This is a genomic window from Streptomyces sp. NPDC021096 (genome assembly GCF_040641275.1).
GTDB lineage: Bacteria > Actinomycetota > Actinomycetes > Streptomycetales > Streptomycetaceae > Streptomyces.
The window spans coordinates 98,240-118,993 of record NZ_JBFADG010000005.1 but is presented as its reverse complement, the minus strand read 5'-3'; the positions used below and the strand labels follow the sequence as shown (position 1 = coordinate 118,993).

Below are 20,754 nucleotides of genomic sequence, written 5' to 3'. Positions count from 1 at the left end.
AGCGAGCGATGTGGTGGAACGACATCTATGTCAGTGCCAGCGCGGCGTGGCTCGGGCGCCGGGAGGACGTCCGGGACGCGGTCGCCGAAGGCCGCTACGACGCGGCGGATGCGGTCAGGGACGACTACCTCGCCATCCGGGTCTCGGACGACGTCCACCCGCCGGACATGGCGGTGGCGGCCGCCCGGCTGGCCATGGAACGGTCCGCGGTCCCCGCCGGCGACGTCGCCCTCCTCGCGCACGCGAGCGTCAGTTTCCAGGGCCGGGACCACTGGGTCCCCGCGTCGTACATCCAGTCGCGTACGGTCGCCGGAAGCGCGACGGCCCTGGACATCCGGCAGTCCTCCAACGGCGGCCTGGCCGCCCTCGACCTGGCCGCGTCCTGGCTGGCGGCACGGCCCGAGTCCCGGGCGGCGCTGGTCACCACGGCGGACCGGTACGGCCTCCCGGAGTTCGACCGCTACCGGTCCGACAGCAGCCTGCCGCGGGGCGACGGCGCCACGGCGGTGGTCCTGTCCCGGGGCGCGCGGGCGGCCACGACGGCGGTCGCCCGGCTGCTGTCCACCGTGTTGCTCGGCGACTCCACCCACGAGGGCGCGTACCGGGGCATGCGTCCCTGGGGCGAGAGCTACGGGGGTCGCGACGTACCGGTCGACCTGCGTGCGCGGACCTGGGAGTACCTGGCGACGGGGGCCACCGGCGAAGAGGTCGTGGCAACGCTGACCGCGGGGCAACAGAGAGCCCTCAAGCAGGCGTTGTCCGAGGCGGGGGTCGAGGCCGACGACGTGGCCCGGTTCGTCTTCCCCAACGGCCGGTGGTGGCACCGCGGCCTCGACCCGGACCGCACGACCTGGGAATGGGGCCGGCAGGTCGGCCACATGGGCGCGGGCGACCAGGCGGCCGGCTTCACCCACCTCGTGGAGACGCGAGCGCTGCGGGCCGGCGACCACGTGGTCCTGTCCGGCGCGGGGGTCGGCATGAACTTCGGCTGTGCCGTCCTGGAGATGCTGCGGACCCCGGACTGGGATCCGGTCGAGACCCCCCCGAGCCCTGACGGGCGGACACCATGACGTCGTCCTACCGCGACGACAACCAGCAGACGTGGGTGGAGGAGAGTCCGTGATCACCGTCCTGAGCGCGCTCGTGCTGGGCGCCAGCGGAATACTGGCCGGCGTGCTGGTCGCGGTGGCCCTGGGGGTGGTGCCCGCGTTCCGGGGGCTTCCTCCGGACCAGTACATCCGCGTGCACCGGCTCGCCGGGCAGTACTACGACCGCGTCATGCCGCCGCTGGTGATCGGCTCCACCGGGGTCGACATCGCCCTGGCGGTCCTCGCCGACGACGGTGGCCGCGTCATCCTGTTCTCGGCCGGCGCCGCCGCCCAGTTGGGGGTGAGCGTGGTGTCCCAGTTGGCCAACGTGCCGATCAACCGCAGGGTCAAGGGCACCGATCCACTCCGCGTCGGCCTTGACTGGGACGATCCGCGGGACCGCTGGGCGCGCTGGCATCTGGTGCGCACGGTGCTGGCGCTGTGCGCCGTGCTGGCCAACGCCGCCGCCGTGGCGATCCACCCGTGAAGCCCCGTGTCCGTGTCCCCCCAACTGTGAGGTTCTGACGATGACCGAGCTCACCGAGTCCGTGCCGGATGCCGCCTCCGCCGCGGTCAAACGCCTGGCCAACGGGTTCTGCCACGCGAAACTGCTGCTGGCCGCCGAGGAACTCGGCGTCTTCGCCGATCTGCACCGTCATGGTCCGTCGACAGGAGAGGACATTGTGGAGCGGCTGCCGCTGCACACCCGTGGCGCGCGCGAACTCCTGCACGGACTCGTCCTGTTGGGGCTGCTGGAGCGGCGGGACGGCCACTACGCCAACAGCGCCGCGGCCACGGCGGCCCTGGTGCCGGGCGGGGCGGACTACATCGGCGGGTTCCTGCGGCGCGCCGACCGGATGCTGTACCCGGCGTGGCAGAACCTCGCCGAGGCCCTGGTCTCCGGCAGGCCGCAGGCGCCCGGCGCCGGGCCCGAGGCGTTCCGGACCATGCTGGGCGATCCGCGTCAGCGTGAGCAGTACCTGAGGATGATGGACTCGGCCAACGGGCTCGTGGCGGGCCACCTCGCCGACGCCCTCGACTGGGCAGCCCACGGGGACGTCGCCGACATCGGCGGTTGCCGTGGCAACCTCGTGGGGCAGTTGCTGAGGCGCCACACCACCTTGCGGGCCACGGTGTTCGACCTGCCGGAGCTCGCGGAGCCGTTCGCGGAGCACGTCACCGCGCTCGGTGTCGCCGACCGTGCCGGCTTCCGGGCCGGGGACTTCTTCAGCGATCCGCTGCCCGAGGCCGATGTGGTGATCCTGGGCCACGTGCTGCACAACTGGTCGGTGGCACAACGGGAGTTCCTCGTCGCAAAGGCGTACCGGGCGGTCAGGCCGGGTGGGGCGTTGCTGATCTACGACGCGATGCTCGATGAGGAACCCACCGACCTGGCTCGCGTCCTGGTGAGTCTCAACATGCTGCTGGTCACCGAGGAGGGCTCCGAGTACACGGCCGGTGAGGCCGCCGGGTGGCTGGGGGCGGCGGGCTGCGGCGACGTGCGGGTCGCTCCGCTCGGTCCGGCCGACACCCTGGTCGTCGGACGGAAGCCGGCCGCCTGAGGGCGCGGAGCAGAGAGGGGTTCGAGGCATCATGCTCGCGGCTTACTGTTCCCGGCCCGACTCCGGCGACCCGCTGGAAGCCCTGGTGGTCGGTGACTACCTGAGGCCACCGGTACCCGAGGGGTGGACGGTCGTCCGGATGCTCACCGCGTCGCTGAACATGCGGGAGATCACCGTGCTCGGCGGCCGTGCGGGCGCGGGACAGCGGTACCCGGTGATCCTGGGCAGTGACGGCTGCGGTGTGCTCGACGACGGCACCGAGGTGGTCGTGCACGCGTCCGTGGCGTCTCCCGGCTGGGCCGGGCCGGAGAGTCTGGACCCGGGGCGGACGGTCCTTTCCGAGCGGTACGACGGGACCTTCGCGGAGTTCGCGGTGGTGCCGTGCCGCAACGCGCTGCCGAAGCCGCCCGAGCTGTCGGCCGTCGACGCGGCGTGCCTGTCCACGGCCTGGCTGACCGCGTACCGCATGCTGTTCGTCACCGCGGGTGCCGTGTCCGGGCAGACGGTGCTGGTCCGGGGCCGGCGGCGGCTCGGTACCATCGCCTCGGCGGCGATCGTGCTCGCGCACGCGGCAGGCGTGCGCGTGTGGGTCGTGGGGGAGCCGGGGGACCGGGAACTGGCGTCGCGGCTCGGTGCGGACGTCTTCGTCACCGACCCCCGCCGGCTTCCCGCACCCGTGGACGCCGTCCTGGACGCCTCTGTCAGCGGGGTGGGCTGGCTGGACGACGTGGCCGCCGTACGCCCGCACGGGGCGGTGGTCTGCGCGGGCTACCGGGCCGGCGGCGAAACGCTCCCACCGAGTGCGGTGGACGCCATGCGGAAACTGGTGTTCCGGGAGATCCGGGTACTGGGCTCGGGCATGGGAACGGCCGCGGACCTCCGGGACCTGATGGGTTTCCTCGTCACCACCGGTGTACGGCCCACGGTGGCCGACGTACTCGACATCCGTGAGGTCGGCTGCGGTATGCGCGCCATGCTCACCGGGGCGACGACCGGAAAGCTCGTCTTCCGGATCTCGTGACCGGGCCGGTCGTCGCGGCCCGACGGACGCGGTGCACACCTCACCCGACGACGCCGCCCTGACAGGCGCCTCCGGTCGTTCGCCGGGGAGCGGCCACCTGCCGCTCCCCGGCGAACGCGACGGACAACGCGTGCGGGGTGGTCATGCGGATTGCCCGGCGCCGAGGAAGCGCTTGCTGCGCAGGATGCGTTCGGCGCCGGCCAGGGAGTCGCGGACGGCTTGGTAGCCGTATTCCCGCATGGCGGTTTCGTACTGGGCGATGGCCTGCGGGACGAGCTCGGGGAAGTCAGCGACCTCGGCGAGGTTGCGCGCCAGGGCGGCGGCGTCGCGCAGGGCGATGTTGGCGCCGACCCCGCCCACCGGGGTGGTGGCATGGACGGAGTCGCCGAGCAGGGTGACGCGGCCGGCCGGCCAGCTCGCTCCGGGGCGGCACGCCCGTATCGCCAGGGGGAAGGTCACCGCTTCCAGTGACTCGGCCAGCATCCGCCGCACGATCGGGCTCCATTGGGCGGTCATCTCACGGGCCTTGGCGTGCAGCCATTCCGGGGAGCCGCCGAAGAACTCCGCCGCGTCGACCCCGAACTGCTCGGCGGGGGCGATGAGGTTCCACTTGAGATAGTCGTCGACGGGGGTGACCTCGGCCCGCGGGGCGAACTGAGCGATCGCTTCCTCGATGGGCATCTGGGGCTGGAAGGACCCGAGTGCCAGGGTGCGGCCCTGCGGGCCGAGGACGGGCCGGGAGCCGCCGAAGACGTTGCCCGGCAGCCACGTGCGGTTCTCTTCGTCGAGCATCAACTGCCCGTAGATCGACCACAGTCCGGTATCGATGACCTCGGCGTCCGGCACGAGTTGGCCGCGCACCGCCGAATTGATCCCGTCGGCGCCGACGAGAACGTCCGCGATCCAGATGCTTCCGTCCCGGCAGTAGGCCACCACCCGGTCGTCCACCAGCTCGTAGCGCTCGAACTGCTTGTCGAAGAAGATGTGTCCGGCCATCTCGGACATCAGGATCTGGCGGAGCGTGTGGCGGTTGACGACGATGCTGGCCGTCGCCTCGTCCACGGGTCGGGCGGGAACGGCGGAGTGCAGTTCGTTGAGGTTCTCGTCAAGTGTCACGCCGCGGGACTGGTAGGGCTTGTTCGCCGTCGCGGTGACCAGCTGGTAGTGCTCCTCGTCCAGGCAGTCCGCGAGCGCGGCCCGGCCGTGTGCGTCTATCTTCAGCCGGAGGCCCTGGGCCCGGGCGTCCGGGGCGACGTCCCGTTCCAGCACCACGACTCCGATCCCTCGTTTGCGCAGTCCCTGGGCGAGGCACAGCCCGCCCACGCCGGCACCGGCTATCAGTACGTGCATCTCATCCTCCAGAGGGTCGGTCGTGTCGACGCCGGTCGGCGGTTTCTTCTCCTGCGTGCGCTTGGCGACGGCACCCGCACGCCGCAAGGCCCGGTTGCGGCATCACTCCGGGCACTGCTCGGCGCGTCGGGTGGCGAGGGAGGCACCGACCAGCCGAACGGTGCCGGCGGTTCCGTCCACCTCGACCAGGTCGCCGTCGCGCAGGACGGTGGTGGCGTCGCCCGTGGCGACCACCGCGGGGATGCCGTACTCGCGGGCGAGGATCGCCGGATGGGACAACAGGCTGCCGTTGTCGGCGACGAGGGCGCCGAGGCTGGGGAAGAGCACCGCCCACTGCGCGGTGGTCTCCGGGCAGACGAGCACGTCACCCTTGCGCACCCGGCCGAAGTCGCGTGGGCCGCGGACGATACGGGCCGGGCCGGTGGTCCGGCCGGCGGAGGCGCCGAGCCCGCCGAGTCCGTCCGTCTGTGGTGCCTCCCGCGGTGTGCCCTGCATCAGGCGCGCCACCCACATGGCGACATCCGCCACGTGTCGGACGTCTGAGGGAGGTTCGGTCGTCTCCGGCTCCTGGGCCGGCCCGGCGGGCGGGGTGCCGCGGAATCGCGGCCCGGGGTGGGCGAGGGCCCAGTGGTGCTGCGCTCGGCCACACCGTACCTCCTGGCGGAGGTCGGCGGCGTCGCCGAGTGCGGCCAGGGCCCGGTCGAGCGGGACGTGGAAGACGTCCTCCCGCCGGTCCATGCGGCCCGCCGAGACCAGGCGGGCACCGATTTCCAGGGCCGCGTAGCGGAGCAACGCCCATACGGACACGGCGAGATGGGACTTCTCGTCGCGGAGCGGCGCGCTGAGCTCGACGGCGGCAAGCGCCGCGGCGAAGGTCTGCTGTTCGGCAGCCGGCCGGGAGGCGAGCCGGCGTTCCAGCTCGACGCGCGGCGGGCGGCCCCGGCGGGCCAGGGCGGCGCGGTGGTCTTCGAGGTCGAAGGGTTGGTCGAGTTGCGTGGCCACCATGGCGAGTACCGTGGCGGGCCGTTCGGCGAAGGTCGGCTCGGTGAGGTCGAAGCCCGGACTGCGATGGCCGTGTTCGTCCAGATACACCCGGAATGCCGCAGCGAACGAGGGGTTGAGCGCGTCGAGGCGTTCGACGGCGCCCGCCGGGTCGCGTCCCAGTTCTGCGCGGACGACGGGATCCGCGGCGGCCTGCCTGGCCAGGTCACCCAGCGCGATGACGGCGCCCATGTGTACGCCGACCAGCCCGCCGCCTACAGGCAGGAGGTCGCCGGGCGGCCAGTCGACAAGTCGCTCTGCCAGCAGGCCGAGTTCCGCACTGAGGAACATGGAGGCTCCGGCGAGCCGGAAGTAGACGTCGTGGAATTCCGTGAAGAGCGCGGCCACCTCCTCGGTGTGGGCCGTCAGCCCCGGGTCGCGCAGTCCTCGGAGGTCCCGTTGGCGCAGGCCCCTGATGCGCGCCGCGTAGGTCGGCTTCCACTCGGACTCCCAGCGTTCGACCAGGGCGAGGGGCACGCCGTCGGCAACCTGTTCGGCGATGCGGTGAGGGTTCCGGGGATCCGCGGCCCCGGAGTTGAGGTACACCCAGCCGCCGATGTCCGTCGCGGTCAGCGCGGCTCCGGTGGTGAAGGCGAACAGGTGCCGTGCGGAGGACGACAGCACGGGCAGGTACACGGAGGACTCCAGGCGCGGCCTCGGGGCCGGGGATCTCGGATCCCGGACGTGGAAGCCCGGTGGCACCTCTACGGTTCCCGGCGTCGGGTCGCCCGCGAGCGTGGTGACGGGGCGTGCCTGGAGCAGCCACAACGTGCCGTCGGCGAAGGCCCATTCCACGTCCTGGGGCGTGCCGAAATGTTCGGCGGCCCGGTCGGCGAGACGGGCCACCTCACACGCCTGCGCCACGGTGACCGCCTTGCCGGGGCCGGAAGCCAGTCGGGCCGTGCCGTCCCGGACGGACCACTCGTCGGCGACGCTCTCACCCGCCATCAGCCGGTCGCCGAGACCTGTCACGGCGCTCACCAGGGTCTCGTCCCGGTCACCGGTTACGGGGTTGGCGCTGAAGGCCGCGCCCGCCGCGGTGGCGGGGACCATGGCCTGGACGAGGACGCCGACGCGTGCGGAGGCGTCCGCGCCGTCGCGGTAGGCGGCGAGGTGGTCGGAGAACGCCGAGGCCCAGCAGTGCCGGAGCGCCTCGGTCACGGCGTCGGCGCCGACCACGTTGAGCACCGACTCGTATTGCCCGGCGAACGACCGTTCCGGCGAATCCTCCTCGACCCCGGACGACCGGACCGCTACGGGCACGCCGCCGAGTGCGTCCAGCGCCGCCGACAACTCCCCGTACAGGGCCGACGGGAGTGGGGCGGTACGGATGCGCTCCACGGCGGCACGCGGGTCGTCGCCGACGCCGTCGAGCACGTCCGCGAGCACCTGCCAGGGCACCGCGAACCCGTCGGGCACGCGGAAGCCGGCGTGGTGTGCCTCGCCGAGTACCGCGGCCTTCCTTCCGACCTGGTCCGTGTCGTCGAGGCGGATTCGGGCGAGTGGTATGAGGTGGGCCATCGGCATGGTGACTCTCCCGTCGAGAGGTGCCCCGCGCGGGGCGGGAGTGGCGTGTCATGAGCGCATCGCGGCCTTCCCTCCTGGGTACCGCGCTCCGGGCCCCGGTGCGGCCGTTTTGTCCGTTCAGGTGCCGACAGCGCGCACTATGGCGATTTCGCCGTTGATCAGGTCGTCGATGAAGGAACGGACCAGCGGAGGCATGATGTAGCTGCCCGGTCCGATGCCGGCGGCCACGGAGCGCAAAAACCGTAGCTGTTGCAGCTGAGCGAGAACACGGTCGGCCTGGAGACGGCTCCAGCCGCATAGTTCGGCGATCCGCACCGACGTCATCGAGGTCAGATTGGAAATCGCCATCATGGTCAGGGCCTTGCGTCCCTGGCCGTCGAGCAGGCGGTATCCGACGGAGTAGGTCTCGCGGATGTCCCACTCCCCGAAGCGGAGTTCCTCCAGCCGGGATTCCGGTTCGGCCAGCCGCTGCGCGGCTTCCGTCAGCGACGTGTAAACGCCGGTGGTCAGCTTTGCCGCCACGATGCGCAGCGCCACCGGGAGCTGGTCGCACAACCGGGCGATGTCGCGGGCGAGGCCCTCTTCGCCGGCCATGCGTTCGGGGCCGACCATCGAGCTCAGGATTGCCACGCACTCGTTCAGCGAGGGGGCGTCCAGCCGGAACGAGCGCGCCCCTTCCAGGCCGCCGACGGCCAGTTGCGTTCCGGTGATGAGGACCGCGCTGCCCGGTCGCGACGTCAGCAGCGGGCGTACCTGGGCGCGGGAGGCCGCGTTGTCCAGCAGGATGAGGACCTCGTGCTGCCCGGTCCAGCTCCGGAACAGCTGGGAACGCTCGTCGAGATCGGCCGGGATCTCCTCGCCCTTGAAGCCGGCACCGCGCAGGAACCGGCCGAGCACCTGGTACGGCTCGACGGTGCCGCCGCCGAGGTCGGCGTAGAGCTGGCCGTCGGAGAAGCGCTCCCTGATTTCGTGGCACACCCGGACCGCGAGCGCGGACTTTCCGGTGCCCGGGCTGCCTGTCAGGGTCACGACGGTCGGCGCCAAAGTGTTCTGGTCCGGTGTCAGGATGCGGCCCAGTCGCTCTATCTCGGTGGCCCGGCCAGTGAATTCCACTATGTTGCCGGGCAGTTGCGCGGGGACGATCGTCTCCCGCGTCTGCCAAGCGGACTCGATTTCACTGACGGTGCTGGAGTCGGCGTTCAGGATCTTACTCTGGAGTTCCTGCAGGCTGGCTGAGGGGTCGATGCCGAGTTCGTCCTGGAGTTTCCTCCGGATCGTCTGGTAGACGACCAGCGCGTCGGAGCGTCTACCCGTTCTCTGCAGGCTCACCATGAGTTTCGCATGAAGATTCTCGTGGTACGGGTGCTCGGCACAGAGGGATTTCAGTTCGGCGACGATTTCCTGGTGGTATCCCAATCGCAGCTTGGCCTCGATCCTCAGTTCCACCGCCTGGAGCACGGATTCGGCAATCTGACCCACACAGGAATCAATGATCTCGCCTCCGATCACGTCGTTCAGCGGTGGCGTCGGACACATGTCGAGCGCCTTGGTCACGACGTCGAGGGCGGCTTCGTCGGCGCCTTCCTGAAGATGGCCCCTGGCCTGGTCGACCAGGTTACGGAAGATATCCAGGTCCAGTTCGGTGGGCCCGAGCCGAAGCTCGTACCCGACCGGCTTGGTCAGGAGGATCTCCTTGCTGTTGAGGCCACTTTGCGTGATGGTCCGCCGCAACTGGTACATGTAGGTCTGCAGGGTCGCCGTGGCGCTCACCGGCGGGTCCTGCCCCCAGATTTCACTGACCAGCGATTCGATCGCCACCACCCGGTTCCGGCGGAGGGCGAGGTAGGCGATGATCGTCCGCAGTTTCGGCGCGGTCGGTGTGACGTCGACGCCACCGACGGTGAGACTCAAGGGACTGAGCACCGAAATCATCAACGGCGACGCGCCCGCCTTCGCGGTTCCACGGTTTACCCGATGACAGTCCGATTCATTTCTGTTGCCGTCGGCGACAAACTGGTCGCCCGGCGCTTCTCTATACTTCTGCATATCGAACAGTGCTCCCCCGTGCCGCACTTTCTGCTGGTGGTCACTCTCAAACGTTGGGGCAGTAGTGGATTCGGCCATGTATACGTTCGACACCTTCTGGCCGGCGGCCAATGAAAACCAGTTTCCCTATGCATCAAAGATCTCATACGTGCGTGAGTTCCCATACGCACATGGCTCGATAGCTTCCTCCGCAGCCGACAGTCGACCCGTCGGTCAGTGACCCGCGGAGGGCGCATCGTCCGCCTGCACCTGGCGAGTAAATAGGCTTAAATTGGACAAAACGAGGAAGCTCCTGCAAGTCTCGGCGTTTTTCGTGGCCGGGCACCGTCCACCGACTCTCATCGCCATTTGCATGCAGTTACCACGTCTTTGCGAGGATGTTAACTTGGCGTTCAATATCAGCCTTTTGACGTTCAGATCCTGCCGCAGGCCGCGCCGACCCGACTGAGCCCGTTCCCGTCCACACCCGGCGAGGGTCATCGCACCGGGTCACCAAACGCCGTCAGGACCGCGTCCACTTCCGTCCGCCACAGGCCGGCGAGGCGTGCCGCGCGCCGATGGTCGAGGACATCGACGCGGTGTTTGATCCGCGCGGTGGTCCTTGGGCCGAACCACACCTCCAGCGTCACTTCGAACGCGGTCTCCGGCTTGAGCCGCGGTACGTACACACTCGCGGCACCAGCGAGGCACAGGGTGAGATCGGTCTGCTCCTGCGAGACGAACGCCGCCTGGCACAACGGAGTGCGCCGTGCGTCCCGGGCGGCGCCGTCTCCGAGAATGCGTTCCAGCGGGGCGAATTGGAAGCGCAGGGTCTTGGCCAGTCCGGCCACCGTCTGCCCGAGGTCGCGCTCGACGCCGCCGAGGGTCCGGAACCTCAACGGCACCACCGAGACGAAGCATCCGACCGCGGACATGCTCGCCAGCGAGGTGCGCCCGCTGACCGGTAACCCGACGGCGAAGTCGGTACCCCCGGTGAGCGCACGCAGGGCCCGGACCCACGCGGTGAGCAGCAGGGCGTTGGGCGTGGTGGTCGCGGCCCTGGCGGCCCCCTCCAGCAGGCCGGTGTGGCGGGGTGACAGGACGACCAGCTGTTCACCGAGGGCGCCGGGCGTGGCGGGCACGGGGCCCAGCGGCAACGGCAGGTCGGGCACGCCGACGAGGTCCTGGGCCCACTCCATCAGGTCGCCGCGGTCGCGTTCGGTCTCGGTCTCGCTCTGCGCGCGCCATATCCGCGCGTAGTCGCTGGGCGGATCGCCGGGCGGGGCATCTCCGTCACACAACGCGCGGTAGATGGCGCCGAGTTGGGAGAAGAACACGGTCGCCGACCATCCGTCGAAGGCGGTGTGGTGCACGGAGACGATCAGGTGTGCCGGCCCGTCGTCCGTCGTGCCGCCGGTCAGCAGCAGTGCCCGCACCGGCAGGTCCCGGTCGAGACGGAAGGGGCGACAGGCGAACGCGCTCAGAGCCGGCTCGTGCTCCGGCGGCGCCGCGCGGCGGATCTCCAGGACCTCGCCCACGGCGTCGGGGTCGAGGACCGTCGCGACGAGCCTGTGGGACTGCCTGCTGATGAGGGTGCGCAGCGCGGTGTGCCGGCCGACGACGGTGCGCAGGGCCGCCCGCAGCGCCGCCTCGTCGATCGGGCCGGTGATCCGGAACGTGAAGGAGTCCATCGCGTCCGGCGATCCGGGGCTTGCCTTCTCCCCGAACCAGTACCGGGCCTGCGGCGCGGGCAGGCCGCCGAGCCACCGCATGTCGGCGGTCACGACGGCACGACCAACGACGAGAAGCAGGCGACCAGCGCGCGGTCCATGGCGGTCTGGAACGCCGAGAAGGCGGCCGGGTCGAAGCGGTCGACGGCGCCCTTGGTCGCCGACACCACGAGCCGGGCGGCACCGTCGAGTGTGCTGTAGGCGTGGCAGAGGTAGCCGGGGACGCTGCCGAAGTGGCCGATGCCGGTGCGGTCGGGGGCGAACTGCCGGCGGAACAGGCCGGGGCTGATGCCCGGGTCGGGTGGCGGCGGGGTGAACGAGGTGATCTCGGCGAGCGCGCGTGGGGGCAGCAGTCGGCCGTCGAGCAAGGCGGCCAGGAACACGTCAAGGTCCCGGGCGCTGGAAATGATCTCGCCGGCGGCCCCGTACCAGGAGGGGTTGGAGCGGGTGACGTCGGCCACCTGCGGCTGCCCGTCCAGCCGGTAGCCGAGGTAGCCGTGGGCGTGCGGGCCGGGGATGGCGGGGTCCTGCCCCGGCACGGTGGTTTCGGAGAGGCCCAGCGGCCGCACGATCCGCCGGTACACCTGCTGTCCGTACGGCTCCCCGGTGATCTCCTCGATCAGCATCCCGAGCAGGACGTAGTTGGTGTTGGAGTACGCGAAGCCCGCTCCGGGCGCGAAGTACGCGGGCCTGTCCAACGCGAAGCGAACCAGCTCGTCGGGGGTGTAGGAGGTCGTGAGCTGCCGTACGTACTGGTCGCCGCTGGTGGGGAAGATCCCGGGCTCGACCGTACGGTCGAGCTGGTGCTTCCCCGAGTAGTTGTACAGCCCGCTCACGTGGATGAGGAGCATCCTCACGGTGATGCGGCCGTCGAGGCCGAAGCGGGGAAGGTAGCGGTCGACGGGGTCGTCGAGGTCCAGTTCGCCCTCGGCCGCGAGCATCAGCACGACGGCCGCCACGAAGGTCTTGGTGACGCTGCCGATGCGGAACCGGGCATGCTCGGGGACGGGGTCCGGCCGACCGCGCCGGGCGACGCCCGCCGTGGCGGTCCACCCGCCGAGCCGGTCGTGCACCCGCACCAGGACGCCGGTGGCCCCGGCGGCGATCATGTCGTCCATGGCCCTGGTCAGCGCCGCGCGGGGGCCGCCGTCCAGCGCGGCGACCGTGGCCGCCCGGGCCGACTGCGTAGCGTTCAACTCCTCGTCTCCCGTCCGTCGAAGGGCGCTGTCGGTCACCCGCGGCCGGCGGAGATCCAGTGCGGGTCCCGGGATCGGGCCCCCGCCACGGTCTCGGCCACGGCGTCCAGTCGCCGGATGTGGTCCTCGGTGAGCACGGCGCCGGCCGATGCGAGGTTGTCGGCCAGATACCGCCGTTGCCGGGTACCGGGGATCGGCACCACCGGCAGGCCGAACTCCCGGCCCTTGGCCTTCAGCCAGGCAAGGCTGACCTGCGCCGGGGTCAGTTCGGTCTCCTCGGCGACCGCGGCGATGGTCCGGGTCGCGGAGACGTTCACCGCCAGGTTGTCCTCGCTGTAGCGCGGCATCAGCACCCGGCGCAGGTCGTCGGCCGGCAACGAGCATTCACTGACCGTGCCGGCGAGCATCCCGCGGCCGAGCGGCGAGTACGGTACGAACCCGGCCCCGAGCTCGGCCGCCGCCGGGACCACCGCGGCCTCGACGTCACGGCTCCACACGCTCCACTCGGACTGAACGGCCGCGATCGGGTGGACGGCGTGGGCGCGCCGCAGTTCGGCCGCGGTGACTTCGCACAGCCCCAGATGGCGCACCTTCCCGGCGGTGACGAGTTCGGCCATCGCGCCGACGGTCTCCTCGATCGGCACGTCCGGGTCCACCCGGTGCAGGTAGTACAGGTCGATGGTGTCGGTGCCCAGCCGCCGGAGGCTGGCCTCGGCGCAGCGCGCCACGTAGGACCGGTCGCCGCGGGCGCGCCGGGCCCCCTGGAGGTCGCCGGTGATGCCGAACTTCGTCGCCACCGTGACGTCGGCGCGCCGGTCGACCAGCAGTCTGGCGACGAGTTCCTCATTGGCGCCGTTGCCGTACACATCGGCGGTGTCGAGGAAGGTGACGCCGATGTCGACGGCGTGCTGCAGGAGCGCCAGCGCCTCGCGCGGGCTGACGGGTTCGGCGGCCGGGCTGAAGACCGACATCGTCGTGCCGAGGCCGACAGGGCTGACCCGCAGGTCGTCACGGAGAAGAACAGTCATGATGGACGCAGCGTGCCGGGGACGGCTCGGATACCGGTCCAGCATCGCTGTTCCCCCTCTCGACGGGCGCCTCGACGCGGGCACGGATCGTCTTTGACGGGCGCGTACCAGGGTCGGTGGCGGAACCGAGGAGACCGGAGGCCGGCACATGAACGCCCCCAATGGACGCGGAGACCGCCCCGTAGCGGGGGACACGTGCCCGGTGGGAGCCGTGCCCGGGGGCGCGCCGCTGTTCCCGATGCGCCGACCCTGCCCGTTCGGGCTGTCCCCCGCCTACGCCGAGATGCGCGAGCATGCGCCGGTCCGGCGGGCGCGCCTGGCCGACGGTGCCCTGGTGTGGCTGGTGTCCCGCTACGAGGACATCCGGACTCTGCTGGCCGACGCCCGGCTCAGCGCGGACCGGTCGCGGCCCGGTTTTCCCTTCCTCGACAGCGAGACCGCCCAGCTCGCCGACATTCCGGTGTTTCTCAGCATGGACGCGCCGGACCATCTGACGCACCGCCGCATGTTCCTGCCGGAGTTCCGGCCCGGGCAGGTCGACGGGCTGCGGCCGTTCGTGCGGCACTGCGTCGACGAACACCTGGACCGGATGGTCACGCAGGGACCGCCGGCGGACCTGGTGACGTCGCTGGCGATGCCCGTGCCCGCGCTCACGGTCGGCCGGATCCTCGGCGTGCCGGAGGGCGAATTACCCAGGTTGGAGCGGTTGTCGGTGGCCGCGCTCAGCCACCGCGACACCAGGGCGTACGAGGAGCTGTTCACCTTCGTCAAGGAGATCGCCGACGACGCGGCCGGCTCCCCCGCCTCCGCCGGCATGATCGGCAGGGTGCTCCGGGAGCACGTCGCGGCCGGTCGGCTAGACGCGTGGTCCATGCTGGCCAGCGTGTTCGTCATCTTGATGGCGGGCTACGAGACGACCGCGCACATGATCTCGCTGGGTGTCCTGACGCTGCTGCGCCATCCGGAGCAGCTCGCCGCGATCCGCCGGGATCCGGCGTTGGTACCGCAGGCGGTCGAGGAACTGCTGCGGTTCCTGTCGGTCGGTGAGCTCGCCGCCGTACGGATCGCGACCGAGGACATCGAACTGCACGGGACGACGATCCGCGCCGGCGAGGGCGTGGTGCTGTTGGGCGCCGCGGGCAACAGGGACCCGAGGGTCTTCGAGGATCCGGAGCGCTTCGACATCCACCGCTCCCCGGCACGGCACCTGGCCTTCGGTCACGGGCCCCATGCCTGCATCGGGGCGCGGGTGGCGAGGCTCGAGCTGACCGTCGTCCTGACCACTCTGCTGGAGCGCCTGCCCGGTCTGCGGCTCGCGCAACCCGTCACCGACGACGCGGTCGACTACGAGGCCGTGCTCTTCGGGCTGAAGAGGTTGGAGGTCACGTGGTGAACGCACCACAGCAGGCGGTCCTGCGCGGGGAGGCGGCCGAGCCGCCCGCCGACTGGCCGGCCACCCTGAACGCCGCACTGCTGCACGCGGTGGACGGCGGCCGCACCGTCACCACCATCGATGCCCACGGCCACGAACTGGTGCTCACATATGGCGAGTTGGTCCGCGCCGCGAGCCACGTGCGGTCGGCACTGCGCGCGGTGGGCGCCCGTCCCGGTGAGCCTGTCGTGCTCGCGGTACGCGACAACACACGCTTCCTCACCGCGTTCTGGGCGTGCGTGCTGGAGGGAGTGGTACCGACGCCGTTCGCGCCGCCGACGGCGGGCCGGTCCGAGGAGGCCGACCGGCGCCGACTGGCGGGGGTGTGCGAGCTGTTCGGCGGGCCGTTGGTCATCGTCGACGAGGACTGGGCCGGCCAGGACGCCGCCATCCGCCGCCTCGACCTGCGCTCGCTGCCCCCGTCCGGCGGCCAGGCGACCGAACCGCATCCCGGTGAGGCCGTACCGCGGTGCCCGGACGATGTCGCGGTGCACTTGCTGACGTCGGGCAGCACCGGCGTGGCGAAGTGCGTACCGCTGACCCACCGGGCGTTGGCCCACCGCGCCTGGGCCGCGGCCCGGCACAACGGGTTCCGGGCCGACGAAGTCGCGCTGAACTGGATGCCGCTCGACCACGTCGGCGGCCTGGTCATGTGGTGCCTCCAATCCGCCTTCCTGGGATGCCACTACGTCGATGTGGACACCCGCCTCGTCCTCGGCGACCCCCTCGCCTGGCTCGACCTGCTCAGCGCGCACCGCGTGACGATGACCTGGGCACCCAACTTCGCCTACGGCCTGGTCAACGGCGAACTGCGCCAGGGCACCGGGCGCCGCTGGGACCTGCGAGCGCTGCGGCACGTGCTCAACGGCGGTGAGGCTGTCGTCGGCTCGACCGCCCAGGAGTTCGCCGTCCTGTTGGCCGACCACGGGCTTCCGGCGACCGCCGTGCAGCCGAGCTGGGGCATGTCGGAGACGGGTTCCGGAGTGGTCTACTCGTGCCTGGACGCCACCGACACCGCGGTGGGCATGGTGCATGTGGACACGGCCTCCCTCGACGGCGAGTTGGCCTTCGTCCGCCCCGAGCGGACGAGTTCGCTTCCGCTCACCGTCACGGGCGTCCCGCTGCCGGGCGTCACGGTCCGCGTCACCGGCGAGGACGGCGAGGTACTGCCCTGCGACTGGGTGGGCGAACTGGAGATCAGCGGGTCCACGCTGTTCCGCGGCTACGTGGGCGACGAGGAGGCGAATCACCGGGCGTTCACCGCCGACGGCTGGTTCCGCACCGGGGACCGGGCGTTCGTCCACGAGGGCGAGCTGACCATCGTGGGCCGGGGAACCGACGCCATCATCGTCAACGGCGTCAACGTCCCCGTCCATGACATCGAGGCGGCGCTGGAGTCGGTACCCGACCTCAGGCCCGGCTTCGTCGCGGTGTGCGGGGTGCACACGCGCAGCGGACGGTGCGGCACCGTCGTCTTCGCGGCCGGCACCCCCGGCTCCACAGCGACGTCGGAGGAACTCGGCGCGGCGGTACGCGAGGTGACGGGACGCGAGTTCGGTTTCGCACCGGACGACGTGGTCGTGATCCCGGCGGAGTCCTTCCCCAAGACCGCGATCGGCAAGATCCAGCGGAAGCGACTCGCCGAGGAGTACGCCCGCTCCGAGGACCCGGCCTCCTGGATGTGTACGGAGATCTGGGACCCCACCACGGCGCCGCCGGCCGAGGGGACAGCGCCAGGGGGGTTGGAGGGGACCGGGCCAGGGGCGCTGCTGCTGTTCGGCGACGCGGAGGATGCGCGGATCGCGCCGCCCGGCAGCGTCGTCGTCACCCGCGGCCCCGCCTTCCGGGAACTGACCCCCCTGCGGTACGAGATCGACCCGGACGACGCCGCCTGCCACGCGGCTGTCCACGCCGCCCTGGACCGTCACGGCCTGCGTCCCCGGTCGGCGGTCTACACCTGGCTGCCCGGCCCGGAAACCACGCCGCCCGGGACACCGCGGCCCGAGGTCCTCGACGGCGGCGGGCCCGCCTCGCTGCTGGTCGCCCTCCAATCCGCGCAGCGTGCCCCGGCGCCCCCTGAACGGCTTCTCATCGCGACCCGCCACGCCTGCGCGGTCCGTGCCGACGAGCCGGTGAACCCCCTGGCGGCGACCGTGACCGGGCTGGTCAGGACGGTACGGACGGAGGGCATGCGGCTTGACGTGCGGCAGGTGGACTTCGGCACGGCCGAGACCCCCGCCGCCGTCCTGGACGCCCTGCGTCGGGAGGCTCGTAGCGCCGCCGGTGAGGCCGTCACTGCCTATCGGGACGGCATCCGGTATGTACCCCGCAAGGTCCCGGTGAAGGCTCCGGCTCCGGCTGACCGGGGCGCCCCGTCCGCGTTGCGCACCGGCGCCACCGCACTGATCACCGGCGGCCTGGGCGATGTGGGGTACGAGCTCGCCCGTCACCTCCAGGACCATTACGGCATGAACCTGGTGCTCGTGGGACGCACCCCGGCCCGCGTGGGCGGTACCGGGGAGCGCGCGCGACGCCTGACCGCGCTGGCGGAGCGGGGCCGCGTGCACTATGTGTGCTGCGACGCCGGCGACGAGGTGGCCCTCGACCGGGGCGTCGCCGCGGCGGAGGCCCGGTGGGGCGGCACCGTGGGGCTGGTGTTGCATCTCGCGTCGCAGGACGTGGGCGGCAACTGGCTGGAGCCGGAACGGCACGTGGTGGCGAACGAGCCGGTGGACACGTTCCGCTCCGTCCTGCGGAACACGTTTCTGACCGCCTGGGCCGCCGCTCGACTCGCGGCCCGGCGCCCCTCGTGCACGCTGGTGCTGTTCTCCTCGCTCAACGGCGCCTTCGGGGCCTCGCCGTTCGGCTCCTACGCGGCGGCCTGCACGGGCGTCGACGCCTTCGCCCGCGGCCCGCGCCGGCCCGGGTCCGGGGCGGCGCACGCCCTGGCGTGGAGCGTGTGGTCCGGCCTCGGCATGAGCCGCAAGGCCGCCGAGCTCGACGTGGCGGTCCGCCGCCGGGGCTTTCGGACCATGAACCGGGACGAGGCGGTCGACCTGTTCGAGAGCGCGCTCGGCGCGGACGAGCCCTACATGCTGCTGGGATACGTCCCAGGACAGAACGCCGAGCCGCAGGACGCGGACCGGCATGCCCCGCGATCCGCCCTGGCGACCGCCGGGGACGGGCGCCCGCTGACGACATGGCAGGACACCGTCGTCCGGGTGTGGTCGCAAGTGCTGGAGCGGCGGGACGTGGGGGTCGACGACAACTTCTTCTCCCTGGGCGGGACGTCGGTCATGGTGATCCGGGCGGCCGCTCTCCTGTCCGACGGCTGCGGCGCCCGCGTCCGGGTCGCCGACATCTACGAGAACCCGACGGCGCGCGCGCTCGCCACCGTTGCCGAGCGTGCCGCTGACGGGCCCGTCCCATCGTGACCGCCCAGGGGCCGTGACGGCAGGGGAACGCCCGCCCGCCACGCCGCCCTGACGCCGTCGGTCAGGGACGTCCGCGCCTGCCAGCCGATGGCTTCACGGGCACGCCGGACGTCCAGCCGGACATGGGCGCGGTCGAGGCCTCGGGACGGTACGTGTTCAAAGGCCAGGGGGCGGTCCACCACCGTCCGTACCACGTCGGCCAGTTCGGCGAGCGAGGTGGACCTCCCCGAGCCGACGTTGAGGACCAGTGGGTTTCCCCAGGCGGCCAGCAGCTCGCTCCGGTCGGCGTACAGAAGCCGGTGCATGCAGTCGACGACGTCGTCGATGTACACGTAGTCCCGGGTGGAGGCCGGGTCACCGATGATCCTCAGCGGCGTACCTTCGTGCACCGCGCGCAGCCAGTGGGCCAGCACGCCCTGCCCGGCGGTGGCGCGCTGCCCGGGACCGTAGACATTCGACAGGCGCAGGATGATGCCCGGGATGGTGCCGGAGTACGCGGCCAATTCCTCCTCCAGGGCCAGTTTGGCGGCGCCGTAGGAGGACGTGGCGCGGGTGGACGAGACTTCCGACAACGGCGGGCGGACGTCCGGGTCGTAGACCGTGCCGCCGGAGCTGGACAGCATCACCGCGGGCGGATCCGGCATCTGTGCCAGCCGGCGGAGCAGTTCCGCGAACAACCGGTGGTCCGCCCGAGCCCGTTCGGGGTGCCGTTCGCCGAGCAGCGGGTTGATGCTGCTGGCGAGGTAGAAGACGACGTCCGCGGTGCGCAGGCAGTACGCGAGCCCTATCGGCGATATGAAGCCGGCCTTCCTGGTGAAACACGCGGTGTCGATGCCGGTCCGACGCAGTACCTCGCTGAGCTCCTTGCCGATGAATCCGCCCGCTCCGATCACCACTGCCCGGCGTACGGTGCTGTGCTCCGTGCGGGATGCGTGTCCGGGCATCTCGTACGCCCCCTTTTTTTGTGTTTGGCGCAAGCTCGGTCATACCGGAAGGCCAGTACAGAGGGCGTCGCTCCAGCGCCGCTGGACGGGTGTCGGCGTCCGCTCCTGCACGTGGGTTCTACCGGTTCCCGAGACGTCCTGGTTAAGTCCCCGGAGTGATCAGGCGGCCCGGCGCAGGCAACGGGTGATCTCGTGGCCCCGCTCCACCGCGAACCGGATGATCGCGCACACCGCGGTGATGTCGGCGGCGGTGACGCACTCCCCGGTGGGGAGCGCCATGACGCGGGCGGCGATGCTGTCGGTGCCCGGGAACAGGCGGGGAGTGCGGTAGGGGGCCATGCGGTGGCATCCCGGGTAGAAGTAGCGGCGGGCGACGACGTTCTCCGCCGCCAGGACCGCCAGCAGGTCGTCGCGGTCCAGTCCGGTGACCGCGGCGTCCACATCGAGGACGACGTACTGGTAGTTGTTGGCTTCGCGCTCGTCGATCTCCAGCACCCGCAGTCCCGGCGTGTCGGCGAGCTCGTCCCGATAGCGCCGGTAGTTCTCCCGGTTGCGGCGCACGAAGTAGTCCATGCCGTCGAGGGATGTGAGTCCCATGGCGGCGCTGGCCTCGTGCAGCTTGGCGTTGGTGCCCACCGAGACGACGTCGTCATGTCCGGAGATGCCGAAGTTTCGCATCTGGCGGGCCCGACGGGCCAGTTCCGCGTCGGAGGTCACCAGCGCGCCGCCCTCGAAGGAGTTGATGAACTTCGTGGCGTGGAAGCTGAATACCTCGGCGTCGCCGAAGCCGCCGATGCGCCGGCCGTTCCAGCCGCATCCGAAGGCGTGCGCGGAGTCGAAGACCAGGGCGAGACCGTGGCGCCGCGCCAGCGAGGTCAGCTCGTCCAGCCGGCTGGCTCGGCCCCAGATGTGGACGCCCAGGATAGCCGTGGTGTCCGGGCCGATGAGGGCTTCGGCCTCCGACAGCAGCAGCGAGCCGTCCTCGGGGTCGACGTCGCACAGGACGGGAGTCAGCCCGATCCATGACAGGGCATGTGCGGTGGCCGCGAAGGTGAAAGCCGGCATGATCACCTCTCCCGTCACGCCCCGTGCCCGCAAGGCGAGCTGAAGCGCGGAGGTGGCGTTGCACGTGGCGACGCAGTACGGGGTGCCGGCCTCTTGGGCGACGCGCCGTTCGAACTCCTCGCACAGGACGCCGCCGTTGGAGAGCCATCGGCTGTCGAGAACCTTCTCCAGCCGGTCGTAGAACGCCTTGCGTGAACCTATGTTGGGCCGCCCGAAGGTCACGGGAGTGCCGAACGCCGGCGCGCCCCCCAGAACGGCCAGGCTCCCGAGCGTCCGTTTCACCGCCGCTCCCACACGAGCCCCGGGGAGCG

The 20,754-nt window shown here is 71.3% G+C and carries 14 protein-coding genes; 6 read left to right on the top strand and 8 right to left on the bottom strand.

The window, feature by feature from the left end; all coding sequences use genetic code 11:
- Positions 1–8: 8 nt before the first annotated feature.
- The 4 genes from AB0G59_RS10945 to AB0G59_RS10930 are packed head-to-tail and all read left to right on the top strand — an operon-like array spanning position 9 to position 3,671.
- Entirely contained in the window at positions 9–1,070 is a 1,062-nt protein-coding gene (locus tag AB0G59_RS10945; RefSeq protein WP_360910198.1) for a ketoacyl-ACP synthase III family protein, read from the top strand.
- A 49-nt stretch (positions 1,071–1,119) separates the two neighbouring features.
- The gene (locus tag AB0G59_RS10940; RefSeq protein WP_360910196.1) at positions 1,120–1,575 is read left to right on the top strand and encodes a DUF1772 domain-containing protein; all 456 of its coding nucleotides are present in this window, start codon (positions 1,120–1,122) and stop codon (positions 1,573–1,575) included.
- 40 nt (positions 1,576–1,615) lie between these two features.
- Positions 1,616–2,650 carry a methyltransferase gene (locus tag AB0G59_RS10935; protein WP_360910194.1) on the top strand — a complete coding sequence of 345 codons (1,035 nt, stop codon included), beginning with the start codon at positions 1,616–1,618 and terminating at the stop codon, positions 2,648–2,650.
- 31 nt (positions 2,651–2,681) lie between these two features.
- The gene (locus tag AB0G59_RS10930; RefSeq protein ID WP_360910192.1) at positions 2,682–3,671 is read left to right on the top strand and encodes a medium chain dehydrogenase/reductase family protein; all 990 of its coding nucleotides are present in this window, start codon (positions 2,682–2,684) and stop codon (positions 3,669–3,671) included.
- A 141-nt stretch (positions 3,672–3,812) separates the two neighbouring features.
- Here the strand turns inward: AB0G59_RS10930 and AB0G59_RS10925 are convergent, their stop codons facing one another.
- From AB0G59_RS10925 to AB0G59_RS10900, 6 genes are all read right to left on the bottom strand, one after another.
- Positions 3,813–5,021, bottom strand: a complete 1,209-nt coding sequence (locus tag AB0G59_RS10925) for an NAD(P)/FAD-dependent oxidoreductase (protein ID WP_360910190.1) — start codon at positions 5,019–5,021, stop codon at positions 3,813–3,815.
- Between the two features lie 102 nt (positions 5,022–5,123).
- A complete protein-coding gene (locus AB0G59_RS10920; RefSeq protein ID WP_360910188.1) occupies positions 5,124–7,589 on the bottom strand; it encodes a PEP/pyruvate-binding domain-containing protein in 2,466 nt (821 codons plus the stop codon).
- Between the two features lie 117 nt (positions 7,590–7,706).
- Positions 7,707–9,713 carry a BTAD domain-containing putative transcriptional regulator gene (locus AB0G59_RS10915; RefSeq protein WP_360910186.1) on the bottom strand — a complete coding sequence of 669 codons (2,007 nt, stop codon included), beginning with the start codon at positions 9,711–9,713 and terminating at the stop codon, positions 7,707–7,709.
- 398 nt (positions 9,714–10,111) lie between these two features.
- Entirely contained in the window at positions 10,112–11,398 is a 1,287-nt protein-coding gene (locus AB0G59_RS10910) for a condensation domain-containing protein (RefSeq protein WP_360910184.1), read from the bottom strand.
- On the bottom strand, positions 11,395–12,540 hold the full coding sequence (locus AB0G59_RS10905) for a serine hydrolase domain-containing protein (RefSeq protein WP_360910182.1): 1,146 nt from the start codon (positions 12,538–12,540) through the stop codon (positions 11,395–11,397). The genes AB0G59_RS10910 and AB0G59_RS10905 overlap by 4 nt, the downstream gene beginning before the upstream one ends.
- Before the next feature lie 35 nt (positions 12,541–12,575).
- A complete protein-coding gene (locus AB0G59_RS10900) occupies positions 12,576–13,568 on the bottom strand; it encodes an aldo/keto reductase (RefSeq protein WP_360910180.1) in 993 nt (330 codons plus the stop codon).
- Positions 13,569–13,806: 238 nt separating this feature from the next.
- On the opposite strand from AB0G59_RS10900, the gene AB0G59_RS10895 reads away from it, so the two are divergent.
- Positions 13,807–14,961 (top strand): cytochrome P450, encoded by a 1,155-nt coding sequence (locus tag AB0G59_RS10895; protein ID WP_360910178.1) that lies wholly within the window; start codon positions 13,807–13,809, stop codon positions 14,959–14,961.
- Positions 14,955–18,434: an SDR family NAD(P)-dependent oxidoreductase gene (locus AB0G59_RS10890; RefSeq protein ID WP_360910176.1), complete on the top strand. Its 3,480-nt coding sequence runs from the start codon at positions 14,955–14,957 to the stop codon at positions 18,432–18,434. Before AB0G59_RS10895 ends, AB0G59_RS10890 begins: the two co-directional genes overlap by 7 nt.
- Here the strand turns inward: AB0G59_RS10890 and AB0G59_RS10885 are convergent.
- Complete coding sequence (locus tag AB0G59_RS10885; protein WP_360910174.1) at positions 18,362–19,378, bottom strand: NAD-dependent epimerase/dehydratase family protein; 1,017 nt, start codon at positions 19,376–19,378, stop codon at positions 18,362–18,364. The genes AB0G59_RS10890 and AB0G59_RS10885 overlap by 73 nt on opposite strands.
- Positions 19,379–19,537: 159 nt before the next feature.
- Positions 19,538–20,725, bottom strand: coding sequence for a DegT/DnrJ/EryC1/StrS family aminotransferase (locus tag AB0G59_RS10880; protein ID WP_360910172.1), 1,188 nt, complete (start codon positions 20,723–20,725; stop codon positions 19,538–19,540).
- Positions 20,726–20,754 lie beyond the last annotated feature (29 nt).